A 17384-nucleotide genomic window follows, 5' to 3' on the forward strand; every position below is an offset into this window, starting at 1 on the left:
AATACACCCCTTAGAATTCATCGGATTAACCAGGGGGTTTTTCCAATGTCTATTCTAAGGGGTGCACACTACATGGAGACCAGGGCTTTTCGCTTGCCATAACGGGCTGGTTATACCCACCACATTTCGCCTAGCGGCTCTCTAATCAATACTTGCTGCAGGTTTTGCACGGCTTTGGTGAAGCCCTCTTCCACAGACATCAATCCATCCTCATGCTCAATGCTGACCACATAATCGTAACCAACCAGACGTAAAGTGCTAATGATGTCTGCCCAGGTTTTAAGATCATGGCCGAAGCCGACGCTGCGGAACTGCCAAGCGCGATCAAGCATCGCCGTATAAGGCTGCATGTCGGTCAAACCGTGTTTATTGACATTAATCGGGTCAATGGTCGTATCCTTGGCATGGAAATGATGGATAGCTCCTGCACGGCCAAGAATTTGAATCGCTTGCACCGGATCGATACCTTGCCACCACATATGGCTCGGATCCAGATTGGCGCCGATGGCATCGCCAGCGGCTTCACGAAGACGCAGCAGAGTAGCCGGAGTGTGAACGGAGAATCCGCCGTGAAGCTCCAGACCGATTTTTACATTGCGATCGGCAGCATATTTCCCTGTCTCGGTCCAGTAAGGAATGACTTTATTAGTCCACTGCCAATCCAAAATTTCCTGATAATCCGGAGGCCAAGGGGCTACAGGCCAGTTCGGGTATTTGGCATTCTCATGATCACCCGGGCAGCCGGAGAATGTATTGACGACAGGCACTTCCAGCTTCTCGGCAAGCTGAATGGTTTTTAGAATCAATTCCTGATGTTCTTGGGAAATGGCTTTTTGCGGGTGAAGCGGATTGGCATGGCAGCTTAGAGCGCTTATAAAGAGCCCGCGGGATTCAATCGCTTGTTTGAACGCTTTCAACTTGCTTTCGTCAGCAAGAAGCACGTCCGGATCGCAATGCGCATTGCCCGGGTAACCGCCTGTACCCAATTCCACTGCATCCAAGCCTTTAGATGCTATAAAGTCCAATGCTTCTTCGAAAGGTTTTTGTCCAAAAAGTACTGTAAAAACGCCTAATTTCATTTGACACCTCCGAAAAAATAGAAAATGTACGCGTGTACGCGATCATTTCGATTATAGCATTGTTTGGCTTCCGCTCCTAGTGCAACTTATGGACAAGTCAAGATATGTGGAAATCAATAGGAAAAAAATAAACTTCGACAGTTTGTCTCGACAGCATTCCCATTTCTTTGCAGGAAGTATCCAGTACAATAATGAAGGCGCCAATTTACTGAGGAAAAGAGGTGTATAGTAAAGCCGAGCAGCGGCGGTGTCGGTCGATCGCGGATGTCAAAACTTTTTGAAGAGAGGGCGGATCAAATATGTATAACAAAGATACCCAAATCGTTGAAACGGTTTCTGGCCAATGGCTTCGTTTCCCTAATCACTTTAAAAAGTCCACATGCTTGGTTGAATTATCCAATCAAATTTCCCTTAATATCGATATCAAGTCGGGCAACGTACACATTCATAAGAAGGACCATAACCAAGTATACCAGCACATCGGCGATGTGTTTATTTCGGCGTCAAGCAATAATCAAATTCAATGTCATGTTTTCCAAACGGCCAATAGTGAAATGATGGATTCGGTATTCTCCGGTCTGCTGCAGACGGGTAACGGGCAAAGCGAGGAAACGCTAGAGAAGGAGGAATCAGCTTGAGAATCCGGTTTCAGGACAAAGAAATTCCGGTTACGTTCGTCTCAAGTGATCATAAAATGATTCCGCAGTTAATTTATGCATTGAAAGCAAAAGGGGATGAGAAGCAGGGCGGTTCCATTGATGTAGAATCCTTGGAACGAATTGAAGTCATTGGAACGGAAGCGTACTTATATTCCAAAGCCAATCCGGGAAAATGCTATCTGGCCCTGTATTAAGCAAAAGAAAAGAGTCTGACGTTCCTAATGAGAGAACGAAAGACTCTTTTTAAAGTTCGGTTTGTCCGGCCTTAGAAAGGCCAATGGAACAAGCCACGGTAAATCTTCAAGACGGTTTCCAGGTTACCGCTATAGACGATTACGGAAAGCGTTACAATGGCTTGGGTCAAGGCACAACGGTATAGGAAATAGGCTCGGGACACCTTTTTCTTGTTGACCGTCGATTTGCCCAGCAAGGTTTCCAGAGCGATGACGATACCATGGTAAAGACCGTAGAAAAAATAAATCCAGCCGAAGCCATGCCACAGGCCGATCAGGACCATAATGAGAATCGACAATGCTGCTCCGGTCCATTTGGTAGGGGCTTTTCGCGTGAAAAACATAAAAATATGATCGCGGAACCAGTCACCGAGTGTTGCGTGCCAATTGCGCCAAAATTGGGTGAGCGTAGGCGATTGAAACGGCTTCTTGAAGTTTTCCGGAATGGTGTAGCCCATAAGCCGGCCAAATCCGATCGCTATGTCGGAATACCCTGAAAAGTCGAAAAATAGCGTAATATAGAACCAAATCATCAGAAAGACGGATTGGTGCGTATACAGCTCCTGATTCTGTACATGATGGAACACATCCGTCATCCAGGTGACGACAACCAGCTTTTTGAACAAGCCGAGAATAATCCGCTTAATCCCTTCCTCCACTTGACTGGAGCTGACCTGATAAGGCTTTTTGGCATCGGCCATAAAGTCACGAAACTTCAGGATTGGCCCGGATGTAAAAGTAGGGACGAACAAGATGTAGTTGGCATAGTCGATCACGGCTGCCCGGGCATCTTTGCCGAAGAAGTAAGCAAAATAATGAGCATCAATGACCTTAAGCACGTTATAGATCAATGTCAGTGCAATGATGGCGTCATAAAGCGGGCTTTCGGTCGGCTCCATGCCGAGAAGCCTCATTCCGGAAACAGCTCCTACATTCAGTACGATGAGCAGGATGAACCAGAACAGTCTCCACTTTTTGACATGGCACAGCCATAAAAAGGCGAAATAGTTCAGCGCGGTATAGATGATATAAAAGAGAAAGAGCTTCTTGCTGAACAGGAGCAAGAAACAAAGATTGAACGCCAGCAGCAAGATTCGCTTGTTGTGCGGCCACCAACGGGTGAGGGCCAGGACGATGATCATTCCGATGAGCGCCATGACCGCGTTCATGTTCATAAAAAACATAGGTTTACTCCTTCGGTCCTTCTAGTAAAGAACCCCGTTCCGTAAATACTCCGTTTTAAAATCCTTCGTAAATAAAAATACCTTTGCCGGTAAAATAGATCAATACCATGATCAGCATTGCCGTATAAACAATCACTTCGATGATTTTGCGAGCGAAAGGAGCCATGCGTCAACCTCCTTCGTAAATACCGGCGCGCCTTCCTGACGGCTTAAGTGAACGAGATCGTGGAAAAGCGACTTGTCGTACTTTTGCAGCAAATCCAATACAGGGACGTTATAGGAGGCTAGCCGCTGATTCACATCCGCCTGCAATCCTGGCATATAACGCGGCAGCTCGTAAGCTTTATTCCACGGCATCCAGACCACACGAAGCTTCAGATGATGCTCTTGGGCGTAGGCGAGTATCCAATCCAGCGCCGCAAGATTCTCCTTATAATCATTGCTGGACATCCAGCCGAAGCGTTGGTCGTATTCGCCCCATTTTTTCTTCAGCTCTTCGTCGGTTTTGTGCCCGAAGTAAAGCTCTTTATCAATCCAACGCGGCTGATAAGCCAAAGGATGCTCCTTACTCAGCTTAAGCGTCTCCGGAAAAGCGGCGCAGCTCTTTATAGCAGAAGCATCCTGCTTGAGAAGCCCCTGATATAACCCGCAGGTGACCTCGGTACCCGTATCCCGGAAATAATCGCGGTAAGCGTACACATAAGGCTGGTACCAAAGCTTAAACCATGGATAAGTGGGGTCGGTTTCCAGGCTGTCGATCATGGTATGGACGTCTATACCGATGACCAGCTCGTCTTCAACATGGAAAAGCTGCCGTTCCAAAATTGCTTTCAGATCGGTCAGCTTGCCGTAGGAGAGTCCCATCTCTATTAATTTGGCGTTCGACTTTTCCTCTATATACGCACCGGTTACAGCCGAATTGCCGAAGAATGCAGGACCGTGATCCTGCCATTGATGGTGGTATAACGTCTTGGTAAAGTCGTTTTTATAAAATCGGCGCGACGTCACCATCGGATCCCACAGGCTGATGAGAAGATCCGACAGGACGAAGACGACGATCAGCAGCAGCACAAAGCTGTTTTTGCGAAAAAAAGCGCTCAGTTTCATAAGGAACCTACATCTTTACAACGATTTTTGCTGCCAAGCATGGTACTGCTCACGGAAAGCGGCAGGCCAATTCGATTCTTCCAATCCGTATTGAGCCAAGAACGCAAATGCCCAACGCTCGATGCCGAAGCCGACGCAGCCGGTGACTGCATTGCGTTTGCCCATCTTGATGTTAAATGCCGTACCGAACGTATTGCTGTGGAAATTGATGGAGCTGCAGGCGATCGATTTGTTAACATAAGGAACCGTCAACCGAAGCTCATATTTCATTTCCTGATTCCGCTGGAAGGATGCCTTGGTTTGGAAATCATTCGTGAAGAACGGGTCGTTAGCGATTTCCAGCATGCTGTCTACATTCCATTCAACGGCCAGCTCTTTGATATATTCGATTGAACGAAGCCGGTTTTCTTTGACGAACTCCGGTTTCCCTACGAAAATAATCTCGCGCATGCTGAAATCGAGCAAGCGGCCGAAATCGCTATGATTGCGCGATTCAAAACGGTGGCATTTGGAGATAGCCGAGACGATAAGACCATCGCCCTCAAGCGTTTCGTTCTGAAGGCCTTCGTAACAGTGGTAGCACGTCGATGGGTTCATCGTAAACTTTGGCTTCGGCATGGTCTGGTTAAGATCCAACGGAGCATCCTGCTTCCAGCCTCCGGCATCGCGAATCGATTGGGAGAAGGATTCAATAATCTCGAGATCCTCGCGCAGATGCGTAAGAAAGTGGATATGCTCCGGGAAGGAGGTGAAGTGATTTGTTTTGTTCAAAGTATCGGCATGAATGACAGCCGGATACGATTCCTCCTTCACTCCTTCGAATCGATTGGCGACCTTGGTCACGAAGGAATAGTCGAAGAAACGCATCAGACTTGAGAACGGCTCGCGGAAAATAAATAAGCCCGGCTCAAGCACTTTAATGATTTTACGGTCTACGAGCTCGGAAATAATGTCGCCTTCATAAGGGGTATCGACTTTATGCTCGAATAAAATATTTTCTTTAAAGCCAAAATCACCCTGCGAGAAACGGGTAATTAAACGGCGTACGTGCGCTTCAATCGCCTCGTTGCCCTTGGCCGAGTCATGAGTGATGTAGATCTTGTTATCGTCAATCCGAATATCGCGGATTTGCTCGTCGATGAAGGCGGCGGCATATTTCAATTGTCCGTGCTGGCTAGAAGCCAATCCCTCTAGGGATACGACGCATTCCATAATCAATTACCTCGCAGTCTTGGTCTGAATGAAATCGGCGATTTCTCGCACTGTATTCATAGAATAAAGCATCAGGTCCTGATTCGTCACTTGGATCCCATAGGTTTTCTCGATATGAGCAATCAACGCGGTAGCTCCGATAGAATCAATATAGCCGTAGTCGAACAAGTGGACATCTACGGTAAAATCGTCATCGTCCTCTTCAATTTCATAGCGGTTGCGGATGTGCTCTTCGAGCTGCTGAAGCAAGTCTTGCATGAAAAGTCCTCCTTTGGAAGTCATCTATGGTTAAATTCGGTATGATGAAAAATTTGGCGGGTAACGCGAGAAATTCCCGCTAGAGCTTGTGCTTGCGGGAATCTTTCGGTCACGAGGCTTCCGTTTCAACGGGCCAAGCCTTCTTAATAACGGATCGTTATTGTTGCCGGCGCTCCGAAGTGAGTCACGGTATACGTCCCGTCCTCCGCTTTATGGTCGATCTGGAGCTGATCTCCTTCGATCGTAAGCGGCTTCGAGCTTTGCAGCTGAATCTGCTGCATGCCGTCCGACTGCCATTCCAGCTTCCACTGGCCTTGCTGCTTGTCCAGCTTATAGGGCACATTGGAACGGAGCAAATGCAGCCGGCCGTCGTCGCTCGAACCGAACCAGACCTTGGTAGCCTGCGGAACGCCTAAATACAGCTTCTGGTTAAGCGTAGTGAACACGTCGGCATCGGTAGAAACCGGGCGGTCTTCGTAAGCCAAGCCGCGTTCAATGACGACGCCAAGCGTCCCTTTGTATTCGGCAGCCTGGACGGGAACATGGTCTGTTGACGGCTTGATCCGTATCGACGGCTCCGTATGGATGCCGATCATCCGTTTCAAATGATCCGCGATGACCTCGATCCACGGCCGGTATACCGTTGTTTGAGTCGTTAAGGTATTAAGGACCGAGCGGGCCAATTGCGGCTCTTTCATAAAGTTATAGCCGTACTGATTGCGGATCTGGTCCAAATATTTGACGAATTCGAGCAAGCCTCCCGGTCCGGCTACGCCATTCGGGAATTTGTATTCAATGTGCTCGAAATAATCGATCGGCAGATCAAGCTGAATATAGGATTGGAACAGATCCTCGGTGGAATACTGCCCAAGTCGAAGCACTGGCGCCGGTGTGCCGAGCAGCATCGGCGGATTCGAAGGCTCGGATGAGCCCTGGTCCGTCATCAGGAATGGCATCCCCCAATTGTATTGAACACCCAAACGAGGTTCATTCGGAATATTGGACGGACGGAAACCGAAGTTGTACCAAATCCCCGCGCCGCGCTCGTTGTTCAACGTCTGCGTACGATCCGGATTGTTGATGCGCCAGGTGTGCTGGTTCGTGCCTGGCATGTTCCACGGAATGTCCAAGGTTTTGAACGATTTTTGCTGGAGGGCAATTTCCTCCTTCTCCTGCTCGTCGCTCGTAAAGTTATGGACAAAAATGTGCGGGTACAGGTCCAGGTAATGATCCTTGTTATATTGAATAAAGGCTTTCAGCTGCTCCGCATAAGGGAACTTGGGATCATCGACGGTAATCGGCATGCCGAATTCCAACTGGCCTACGATAAGATCGTCTTTGCCGTCATGATTCAAGTCATACCACAGCGGCACCGAATTGTGACCGCCTACGAGAGCATGATTGCCGAGCTGGTTCACGGTAGCGCCCTCGACTACGCCAGAAGGCTTCCATGTGCCGTCAGCCTGCTGCAAATAAATACGCAGGTCGCCTTCGACGTTGCCGACCACGAGGTCGGGCCGACCGTCGCCGTTCATGTCACGGATCGACGGCGCGGCGAATCGGGCAGGCAGCTTGAACAGCAGGCTGCCTGCGTCGAAGGCGACGGGCTCCCCGGCTGTGCCGGAGCCCGAGCCGCCGCGGCCCGCGGTGCGGTGGCCGCGATAGAGCGTCACACCGCCGTCCGCATCCCCGACCACGAGGTCGGGTACGCCGTCGGCGGTGATGTCGCCCAGAGCCGGAGCCACAGGCGCCGCGGCTCGGATAGGCTTGCCGCCCGCCAATAGCGGGGCGGGCTCGGCAAAGGCGCCGCCGGCTTCGCCATAGGCGACGGCGAGCGTGCCGTCGGACAGCCCGAGTACGAGGTCGGGCTGTCCGTCGCCGTTGAGATCGTACGCCGCAACGCTCGCGTACGCATCGGTCTTGAGCGGCTGACCGTTCTTCAGCCGCAGCGGCTCGCGCTTGCCGAAGGCATCGGGCGCGGTTATGCCGCCGGGCAGGAGCTGCCCGGCATAGGCATCCGGCTGCGTCCCGGTGTTGCGGTAAGCGGAGACGGTGCCGTCGGCCGAGCCGACGATCAGGTCCGGCTTGCCGTCGCCGTTCCAATCGGCGAGAGCGGGATAAGCCCGGAAGGGTTTATCGATCGGATCGCCGAGCGATCGGTAGTCCGGATACAGCGCAAGCTGAATCGGCTTGCCGTCGCCCATGATGCGGGTTCCGCTCGAATAGAACGAGTTCGGCGTCTCCCCGACGAAGGCGGGCTTCTCGTTCGTCCCCGTATTCAAGTGGACGGCCAGCGATTCCTGCCACCGCCCCCAATGGAATGAGGAGCGGACGAGTGTGAAGGACGGCACCTGATTGTACTTCTTCAGGAGTTCGGCCCATTGAATGCCCTCACCGTCGCGAATCGCCTCGATAGCTTCAAAGTGATTTTGATGCGACATGGCGGGCCGGCCATAAGGTCCGAGCACTTTTTTGATGCTGTAGCCGAGCGTTTCCTTGGATACGAAAGCCACATATTCGCTCCGGAACAGCGCGCTTCCCGCGCTGAAGGTAAAGTGAAAATATGGCTCGAGCGGCAGCTGCCCGCGGTCATAATATAACGCGCCTGCGGTCGGCTTCTTGGCTTGATTCGTTTGTTCCGCCAGCTTGGCGAAGCCCAGGCTGGGGTCCATACCGCTGCTCATATCATAGCCGGTAATATAGAAGCGGTTCGGCAGGAGAGCGCTGCTGAAAAAGACGGTCCCTTTTCCGTACCGGTTTAAGGCGTACAGCGCCGTATCATGCAAGGATACGACGGGCTCTGCCGTCGAAGGGATCAAGCCTTTGCCCCACGAAAACCTTTGCAGGTCCGACACTCCATCATGATTGATGTAGTTGTCCATGAACTGCCGGAACAGCTGCTGTATCGCCTGCAAATTCAGCTCGACATCCGGATAGGAGAACGTCTCCGCTCCGGCCGGGGCTGTTTTTGCCGTGCTTGCGGCAAGAGCTTTGGGCGGTGTCAGCTCAACGAGCTCCTTCGCGCCTATAAAGGCCAACGGAAAATCCGCGGCCAATCCATTTTCAAGGAACAGATGCCCTCCCTGCGATACATAGCTTTGAAGCAGCTCGCGCTGCTTGTCTGTTATCGCTTCATGAAGGGAAGGATCCAAATATACGGCTTCATAGCTTTTCAGCTGGTTGAGCGAAAGCTGCTCCAGACTGCGCCGTTCCAATTGCAAATTGGCGATTAACGACTGCTTCAATTGGCCATAGGCAGCCGAGTCATAGCTGTCCCCATTCGATACATAGAGCATGCGAACGGACAGCTCCTTGTCGGAGACGGCCAACCACGCTGCGAGGATAAGCAGGATGCCGATAACGGTGCCTGCGATCCGGGCTTTTGTTAACTTCATGAAATCCCTCAATTATATCTCTGGTTGGACTACCTTGCAATTATAGCATGGATGGCGGGCTTTGTTAACTTTTGTCGGCAGTTCCAGCAGGGTGTCACAAAGGGGGAGAGTTGGGGTGCGGCGTGGTTTTGGATTGGCTTTGTCAGCTGAAAAACGGGGAATGGTCCATCCGATAGGGGAGGCGGCGAACATCTGCTTGTCAGCCTGCGCTGCGCTGCTGCTTTTTCATAGCCTCTCCCGGTCATTGGGCAGATTCCGGCTCGCAGCTTGCTCAATCTGTCTCTCGTGCGGCGGCCAGGCCGTTTCCTCTGCCATTTGCTGGTTTCATTAGCTTTCGAGCCTCCTTTTCTGGTACACTATATAGTTGAAGTGATAAAATCAGACGCGGAATCAGCATTCGGAGGAATGAACATTATATGACGGTAAAAAAATCAGATATTGAGCTGTTGGCGCCTGCCGGAGATTGGGATTGTTTACGTGCGGCTGTCGCTAATGGGGCGGACGCGGTATTTTTCGGTGTGGAGAAATTTAATGCCAGAGCAAGAGCTAACAATTTTGTTACGGATGAGCTGCCGGACATTATGTCCTTTTTGCATTTGTATGGGGTCAAAGGCTTTTTGACGTTTAATATTCTTGTATTTGAGGACGAGCTGGAAGATGCCAAAAAGCTGATCGAAGCCTGTGTCGACGCGGGTGTCGATGCCGTCATCGTTCAGGACTTGGGCTTGGTCAAGATGATCCGCGATATTTCCCCGGATTTCCCGATTCATGGCTCTACTCAAATGACGATAACCTCGCCGGAGGCGGTCGAGTTCACCAAGCCGTTCGATATTGAACGGGTCGTATTGGGACGGGAAAACAATCTGAAGCAAATCAAACAGATCGGGGATCAAGCGAAGCTGCCGATGGAGGTTTTCGTCCACGGGGCCTTGTGCGTTTCTTATTCGGGCCAGTGCCTGACCTCGGAGATGTGGGGCGGACGCTCGGCGAACCGCGGGGAATGCGCGCAAGCCTGTCGTTTGCCGTACGATCTGATGGTGGATGGGGAGCAGAAGCCGATGGGCGATATTGCTTATCTTCTATCTCCCAAGGACCTGGCGGCGCTCGAGCTTGTACCGGAATTGATTGAAGCGGGGGTAACCTCCTTCAAGATTGAAGGGCGGTTAAAAAGCCCCGAATATGTAGCGAACGTAGTAAGCAAATACCGTAAGGCGATCGACCGTTACTTCGAGAACGGAAATGCCAAACCGACCAAGGAGGAGCTGCGGGAGCTGGAGCAAAGCTTCTCGCGCGGCTTCACTTACGGCTTCCTGAAGGGAACGAACAACAAGCAGCTGGTAGAAGGAACTTACCCGAAGAGCCGCGGCGTATACTTGGGACGGGTGAAGCAAATTTTGCGTGACGGTGTCGTATGCGAGCTTGAGGCGCCTGTAAAACGCGGGGACGGTATCTGCTTCGATGCCGGAGATCCGACCAAAAAAGAAGAAGGCGGGCGCGTCTATGACATTCGCCGCAAGGGCGTGAAGCTGGAGGGCGAAGCCGCCGGCGGGCTGATTGAGATTATTCCGGGACGGAACGACGTGAATTTGGGCCGCGTGCATGTAGGAGATCGGATTTGGAAAACGAATGATCCGCATTTGGACAAACGGCTCCGTCAATCCTTCGAGACTGACAAGCCTTACCGTACGTTCCCTGTATCAGTTCAAGTGACTGGCACTCTCGGCGGGTTGCTGAAGAGCCAATGGACCGATGAGCTGACCGGCCATACCGTAACCATTGAGTCCGAGCTACCGCTCGTACAAGCGGAGAAACGCCCGATGGATGCGGCTTTATTCGAAGAGCAGTTCGGCCGTCTTGGCGGTACGATCTTCGAGCTCGACCAGCTGGACGTACAGCTGGATGGTGCGCTGATCGTGCCTATGCGAGAGCTGAACAGCATGCGCCGCCGGGCCGTTGAACAGCTGGAATCGCTGCGCCAGCAGCCGCGCCGGTATGTGAAGCGGCCGGTTGAGGTGATGTCCGATGCTCCGGTCAAGCCGGAAATTCGTCAAGCCCCTCGCTTGACGGCCTTGTGCCGCAACCTGGAGCAGGTGCGCGCCGCACTGCGGACCGATGTCGATATGATCTACGCCGACTTTGAATTTATCAAGCAGTTCCCTGCTGCAGTCGAGGCGGCCCGGGCCGCCGGGAAGCGCATTGCGCTCGCTACGCCGCGAATTCATATGCCAGGTGAAACGGGGTATTTCAAGAACATCACCAATTTGCAGCCTGATGCTGTATTGGTACGCAATACCGGTGCCGTCTACTATTATATGAAGCAGCGCATGGAGCATCCGAATGAGAAGCATCCAGAGCTGATCGGAGACTTTTCTTTGAACATTGCCAACCATAAAACGGCTGCCTTGTTCCTGGAAGCGGGATTACACCGTGTGACTCCGTCGTATGACTTGAATATTCAGCAAATGGTGGACTTGCTTCAGGTAGCGGATACTTCCAAGCTGGAGGTCGTTATTCATCAGCATATGCCTATGTTCCATACGGAGCACTGCGTCTACTGCACGTTCCTGAGCGAAGGGACAGACTATACGAACTGCGGCCGTCCTTGTGAGGAGCATCGTGTATCTCTGCAGGACCGTGTCGGAATGTCCCATCCGGTAAGGGTAGACGAAGGCTGCCGGAACACCGTGTACAACGCTATCGAGCAATCCGGTGCTGAATATATTCGCAACTTCCTTGACATGGGCGTCTCCACCTTCCGGATAGAGTTTTTGGAGGAAACACCGGAGAAGGTATTGGAGGTCATTGATTTGTATCAGCGTGCTCTGCAAGGCTCCATTAGCGGAACACAGGTATGGAAGACACTCAAGGCGACGAACCAGCTCGGCGTAACCCGCGGGCAGCTGGTGAAATAATATTCGCAAAACAGTCGGTATACTAGGGAATTTCCCTGGTTACCGGCTGTTTTTTGCTTGGATTGAACAAAGAGTCTATTTTTGTTATTATATACCTAGATTTACTATGCATAGATTGGCTATGTATAGAAGGAAGATGCTTAGACTATTGCAGGAGGTGCCTTTCATACCATGAGTGTCAACAAAGAATTGCTGAAGGGAAGTACGGGAACCTTAATCCTCACCTTGCTGGACAGGCAAGACCGGTACGGCTACGAATTGATCAAGGAGCTGGAACGCAGCTCGGACGGAACGTTTACGCTGAAGGAAGGAACCTTGTATCCGATTCTTCACGGGATGGAGGCGGAGCAGTGGGTAGAGGCTTATTGGCACGAAGCGGAAGGCCGTAAGCGGAAATACTACAGAATCACCGAAAGCGGGAGAAAGCAGCTGAAGGAGAAGAAGCAGGAATGGCGATTGTTCCGCAATGCGGTCGATCGTGTATTAGGGGAGGGGCAAGGATGATCAACAAGGACAACCATCCAATTATCGACGATTATTTGGACTCGGTTATTCGGCTTGTTAAAGCGAGAGAGCTTCACAAGGACATCCGGCGGGAAATAGCAGATCATCTGGAGGAGCTCGTCAGCTTGAAGCGGGAGGAGGGCAGCAGTGAGGAGGAAGCGGCCCGTTGGGCAGTTAGACAGATGGGAGAGCCGTCGGTCGTGGGGTCAGAGCTCAATAAGGTACATAAACCGCGCATTCCATGGGGATTGATTGGCTGGGTGGCAGTTTGGCTTATCTTTTCGTTTGTCGCCATGTACGCCGTTGAATTAAGCTATGCCGGCATGGAAAGGCGATCTTATATTCCTTTTTTATTGAAAAAAGTGGAGTTTACCGCAATCGGACTTATTCCCATGATTTTACTGTTGTTCTTCGATTATCGCCGAATGCTGAAGCATTCTTGGGTCATGTACAAAGGCACGGCACTGATTACGCTAATTACCGTTCTGTCTGGAACGCAGGTAAACGGGACAAGAGCTTACATTTCGTTGGGGCTTATTCAATTAGATTGGATATCCATCAGTATCTATTTATTTATCATTTCGGCTGCGGGGATACTATGCAACTCGGATTCGAGCCGACGTTCCGGATGGAAGCAGCATCTTCTGCTCATGGTTGTGCCGACTTATCTATATTTGCTTAGCCCATCTCTGTCCTCCATTATTTTGTATGTATGCTCCTATTTGATTTTATTATATTTTGTAACGAAAAGCTGGCGTGTTGTTCTGACCCCTGTATTGTTATTTGGAGCTTTTATGGCTGTCGTTCTATGGGTATCTGAATATAGGCTGCATCGATTCATCGCCTTTTTGAATCCGCATTCGGACCCCAATGGTACTGGATATATTTACATGCAAATTAGTCAGGCTTTACGCTCCGCAGGCTGGTGGGGATATGGTTTGGGTGCAGTATACACAAGGCTTCCGGAAATTCATACAGATAATCTATTCACTTATTTGATATATAGCTTTGGTTGGTTGGGGGGCATGGCGGTTATTGTGTGTGCCGTATTGTTTGCGGTCCAAATGCTTCAAGCGTTTGCTAACGTTAGAGATCGCTATGGAAAAATACTCATCGGAGGGCTTGGGGGGTTACTTGTCCTCCAATTTATTTGGAATATTGGGATGGCGGCGGGTGTCCTTCCAATAGTGGGTGGGATTTCCCTTCCTTTTTTAAGCTACGGCGGCAGTCATCTGCTTGCGGAGATGGCGGCTATGGGGATTATGTTTAGTGTTTACCGGCGTAAGGATATGATTCGAACTCGTGCATAAAAGATAGAGCGAAACGGCGGCCAGACGGATATGGGCTGCGTTTCGTTCTTTTTTTATGTATTCCTTCAAATAGGGTCACAACCTGACAAAAAAATTTGTGGTCTATAAGAAAAAAGACCTAAAATAGCGAATTTTGTAAGATATTTGTAAGGGATCATATAGTACACTTGATCCAAGTGCTATTGCCAGAATCTGTAATGGGGGATGTCGGCAGGCACAATCGTTCATTGACAATTTTATAGGAGGAGAAACCATGTTTGACAAACAAGGACGCAGTAAGATGAGCGCTCTTCTTGTGGTTGCGATGCTGTTTAGCATGCTGATGCCTGCTATGGCTTTCGGTGCGACGGCTGCGCAGCTCAAGGATACGGCTGATTCTTACGCCCAAAAGGAAATTCAATCGTTAGTCGATTCTGGTATCATCTCTGGCTACGAGGACGGCACGTTCCAGCCTCGCAAAGCGATGACTCGTGCGGAATTGGCGAAAATTATCGTTCTTTCACTTGGACTTAAAGAAAACCCAGATAAAGCCGCAGCCTTCACGGATGTGGACAAAAGCAGCTGGTACAGAGGGTTTGTAGGCGCTCTGGTAGAGTCCGGTATTACTCAAGGCACTTCGGATACTACGTTTGCTCCGGATGCCAAAGTGACACGCGAAGAGCTTGTCGTATTTTTCATACGGGCTATGAAGCTGGAGGAAACTGCTAAGAAGCTGACAGCGGATGCGAAACTGTCCGACTTGAAGGAAGTTTCCAGCTGGGCTCAGGCACATGTTTCTCTAGCTTTCAAAGTGGGCTTTGTTAACGGTCTGGAGGACAAGGACGGATCTTTGAAATTTGCACCAAAGGATAACGCAGAGCGTCAAGCGTTGGCACGTCTTGCTTACGAGTTCAAAACGAACAAAGATAAGTATGTCGCCAAAGCGAATGAGCTTGCAGCTTCCAAGGGCGTAGAAGGTCCAATCAGCTCTGTTTCCGTTGTAAACAATGTAACGATTGAAGTTACGTTCAACGAAGAAATCAGCGCTCCGGATAAAGCCGACTTCACTTTTGATAACGGCTTGACGGTTACCGCTGCAGAGCTGAAAAAAGACAGCAAGAAAATCGTTGTGTTGACTACTGGCGTTCAAACAGCAGGTACGGTGTACAAGCTGAGCTACAAGGGTAAAGACACTGGCAAAACCATTACCGGTGCAAGCGCGGCTGTTGGCGGCGGTGGTGGAGGCGGCGGCAGCTCCTCTAGACATAATAGCGGAACTACGCCTGGTCAATTATTGAATCTTGGCGGAACTTATACGAATTTGACACTCACGCAATCGGGAGAATTTGGCCCGGCTGACGGTTTTACTACAACGATTACCGGTACGTTGACTATCAACCCTGGTGAGAATGGCGAAGTGAAGCTGAAAAACATTTCGGCTGCGAATATCGAAGTTCTTTCCGGCAGCGATCAGTCAGTGAAGTTCTCTAAATCCAAAATTACTTCCTTGAAAGTCAATGCACCAAACCAAAGCAAAAAAGTAAGAATCGAAACTCTGGAAGGCACTAGCGTTGTAACGACCAGCGTATATTCCCAAGCTATTCTGGAAGGTACAGCAGGTACGCTCGGCAACGTAATCGTTGGTCCGGAAGCAGCAGGCAAAACGGTAGCGCTGAAAGGGAATATCGGCAATGTGAAGGTCACTGCTGCCAACGCGGATATTCAGCTTCTTCCTACTGCAGCAGGTGGAGCTACAACTGTAAACGACTTGGAAGTTGCAGCTAATGCAAAAGTAACTACTGATGCGAAAGCGACATTGAAGTCCATCACAATCACAGCTCCAAAAGCATCCGTAGAGTTGAACGGTGCAGGTGCGGTTCAATCCGTGACTGTCTCTCAAGCTGCTGAAGGTGCTACCTTAACGGTAGGCGCTTCGTCCAACATTCAAAGCATTGAAATTAACGCAAACATTACTTTGGCCGGCGACCCTGCTAAACTTAGCGGAATCGAAATCAAAGTAGCTGAAGGCGTAACGGTAAGCTTCTCCGATACGATTAAAGACGGATTGAAGAAAGCAGCTATCGATGCCATCATGACTATCAAAGATTTCCAAGAATATAGCTTGGAGCAAGAACAACTGATCCATGCAGTTGGTATCGCTGTTAACAACGCTTTGACAGCAGGCGTTGCAGAGGCAGATATTACTGGTTATGACAAATACGTTGCAGCGAACAAGCTGATTCAAACGCTGAAGGCTGAGATTTTGAATCAATTGGATGCTGAGAAAGCACATCTTGATTGGCTGCAGCAGGATATTCGTACAAGCCTTGAGCTGCCGGTATTGGGAATTTACGATTCTGTAATCGCGTGGTCATCTTCCGATTCTCATGTTATTTCTATTGAAGCAATGGAAGGAACAACTCAATTCGTCCTGGGCCGTGTTGTTCGTCCGGAAGCGGGACAACCTGACGCGGTTGTAACCCTGACTGCAACAATAACCAAAAATGGTTTGACTGTAACGAGAGAATTTACGCTCACCATCAAAGCTCAAACCAACTTGCCTGAAGTTCTTGATGTTTCTGCGGCGTACTTCGCAAACGAAGGAATTTATATCAAAGGTATCGTTGAAAATGCAACGGACGTTAAGATCACTCTGGTGTCCCCGGATGGCGTGGGATCCGATTTCCGTGTGGGTACAGGCGTTGAATTGATAGACAATTATTTTAGATTCGTACATAGCGGTAGTCTGGCTAATGGCGAATGGACGTACAAAGTAACGGCAATTTCCGGATCTGCGGTATCAGCTACGGTAACCGGGACAGTAACGGTAGGATCTGGACCTGTTGAAGAGCAAGTAGCAGCTCCTACAGCTTCTATTGCTTCCGGAACTCAAGTCCCTGCTGGAACTACAGTTCAACTGGAAACCGCTACAGTGGGCGCTTCTGTATACTACACCTTGAATGGAACTGTGCCTACCACGGCAAGCAGCTGGTATACAACCCCAATTGTTATTAATGCGGATCTCAACATTAATGCAGTTGCTTACAAAGACGGCAAATACAGCAGTGTTTCCTCTTTCCGTTACACAGTTGCTCCTTCTAATTCCGTGAGCTCTGTAGTTTACGCAGTTTACTCTACTGATTCATTTGCTAATGGTTCTGTGACAGGAACTGTATACGGTCCTTACAAGAAATTAGCGGAAAATGAATTTAAGGCTCCACTCAGCGCAAAAACAGACTATATCATCGTCAAATTTAGCGATTCTATCGAATCAGACTCTTTTAATGGCGAGCTTCAAGTTACCAATGTGAAAGTTAATGGACAAACTGTTGGAGCCTCCGTATACGAGAGCGTATACCTGGTATTCCCGACCGAAGGCCTAACTGTAACAGACAACGTATACAGAATTACCGGTTTAGAGAAGATCGATACTAACAACGAGATTCACCCTATCGCTCCAATTGATCTTAAACTAACTCAATAAAGAGTGTGATTTCATTCGGGTCAACCTTCGGGTTGACTCTTTTTTTCATCTTTCTCGCCATTCATGTA

At 49.9% G+C, this 17384-nt stretch carries 12 protein-coding genes; 6 read left to right on the forward strand and 6 right to left on the reverse strand.

Going from position 1 to position 17384, the window contains the following annotated elements; genetic code table 11:
* Nucleotides 1-110: 110 nt before the first annotated feature.
* Nucleotides 111-1079 carry a sugar phosphate isomerase/epimerase family protein gene (locus ABEA66_RS31390; protein ID WP_345593811.1) on the reverse strand — a complete coding sequence of 323 codons (969 nt, stop codon included), beginning with the start codon at nt 1077-1079 and terminating at the stop codon, nt 111-113.
* 299 nt (nt 1080-1378) lie between these two features.
* Between ABEA66_RS31390 and ABEA66_RS31395 the strand changes: the two genes are divergently transcribed.
* The gene (locus ABEA66_RS31395; protein ID WP_079914287.1) at nt 1379-1717 is read left to right on the forward strand and encodes a hypothetical protein; all 339 of its coding nucleotides are present in this window, start codon (nt 1379-1381) and stop codon (nt 1715-1717) included.
* Nucleotides 1714-1932 (forward strand): hypothetical protein, encoded by a 219-nt coding sequence (locus ABEA66_RS31400; RefSeq protein WP_079914288.1) that lies wholly within the window; start codon nt 1714-1716, stop codon nt 1930-1932. Before ABEA66_RS31395 ends, ABEA66_RS31400 begins: the two co-directional genes overlap by 4 nt.
* Before the next feature lie 71 nt (nt 1933-2003).
* On the opposite strand, the gene ABEA66_RS31405 is transcribed toward ABEA66_RS31400, so the two are convergent.
* The 5 genes from ABEA66_RS31405 to ABEA66_RS31425 form a co-directional block, all read right to left on the reverse strand.
* Nucleotides 2004-3155 carry an MBOAT family O-acyltransferase gene (locus ABEA66_RS31405; protein ID WP_345593813.1) on the reverse strand — a complete coding sequence of 384 codons (1152 nt, stop codon included), beginning with the start codon at nt 3153-3155 and terminating at the stop codon, nt 2004-2006.
* A 132-nt stretch (nt 3156-3287) separates the two neighbouring features.
* Nucleotides 3288-4256, reverse strand: a complete 969-nt coding sequence (locus ABEA66_RS31410) for an SGNH/GDSL hydrolase family protein (protein ID WP_345593857.1) — start codon at nt 4254-4256, stop codon at nt 3288-3290.
* Nucleotides 4257-4277: 21 nt separating this feature from the next.
* Nucleotides 4278-5474 (reverse strand): hypothetical protein, encoded by a 1197-nt coding sequence (locus tag ABEA66_RS31415; protein ID WP_345593815.1) that lies wholly within the window; start codon nt 5472-5474, stop codon nt 4278-4280.
* 6 nt (nt 5475-5480) lie between these two features.
* Nucleotides 5481-5732 (reverse strand): acyl carrier protein, encoded by a 252-nt coding sequence (locus tag ABEA66_RS31420; protein WP_079914291.1) that lies wholly within the window; start codon nt 5730-5732, stop codon nt 5481-5483.
* A gap of 143 nt (nt 5733-5875) precedes the next feature.
* Nucleotides 5876-9127 carry an FG-GAP repeat domain-containing protein gene (locus ABEA66_RS31425; RefSeq protein ID WP_345593818.1) on the reverse strand — a complete coding sequence of 1084 codons (3252 nt, stop codon included), beginning with the start codon at nt 9125-9127 and terminating at the stop codon, nt 5876-5878.
* 416 nt (nt 9128-9543) lie between these two features.
* Between ABEA66_RS31425 and ABEA66_RS31430 the strand changes: the two genes are divergently transcribed.
* The 4 genes from ABEA66_RS31430 (at nt 9544) to ABEA66_RS31445 (ending at nt 17316) form a co-directional block, all read left to right on the forward strand.
* Nucleotides 9544-12039 (forward strand): U32 family peptidase, encoded by a 2496-nt coding sequence (locus ABEA66_RS31430; RefSeq protein ID WP_345593820.1) that lies wholly within the window; start codon nt 9544-9546, stop codon nt 12037-12039.
* Between the two features lie 171 nt (nt 12040-12210).
* Nucleotides 12211-12543 (forward strand): PadR family transcriptional regulator, encoded by a 333-nt coding sequence (locus ABEA66_RS31435; protein WP_192705721.1) that lies wholly within the window; start codon nt 12211-12213, stop codon nt 12541-12543.
* Nucleotides 12540-13853, forward strand: a complete 1314-nt coding sequence (locus ABEA66_RS31440) for an FtsW/RodA/SpoVE family cell cycle protein (protein WP_345593823.1) — start codon at nt 12540-12542, stop codon at nt 13851-13853. The genes ABEA66_RS31435 and ABEA66_RS31440 overlap by 4 nt, the downstream gene beginning before the upstream one ends.
* A gap of 253 nt (nt 13854-14106) precedes the next feature.
* Entirely contained in the window at nt 14107-17316 is a 3210-nt protein-coding gene (locus tag ABEA66_RS31445) for an S-layer homology domain-containing protein (protein WP_345593825.1), read from the forward strand.
* The last annotated feature ends 68 nt before the right edge of the window (nt 17317-17384 follow it).

Source organism: Paenibacillus vulneris (assembly GCF_039543185.1).
Classification (GTDB): domain Bacteria; phylum Bacillota; class Bacilli; order Paenibacillales; family NBRC-103111; genus Paenibacillus_S; species Paenibacillus_S vulneris.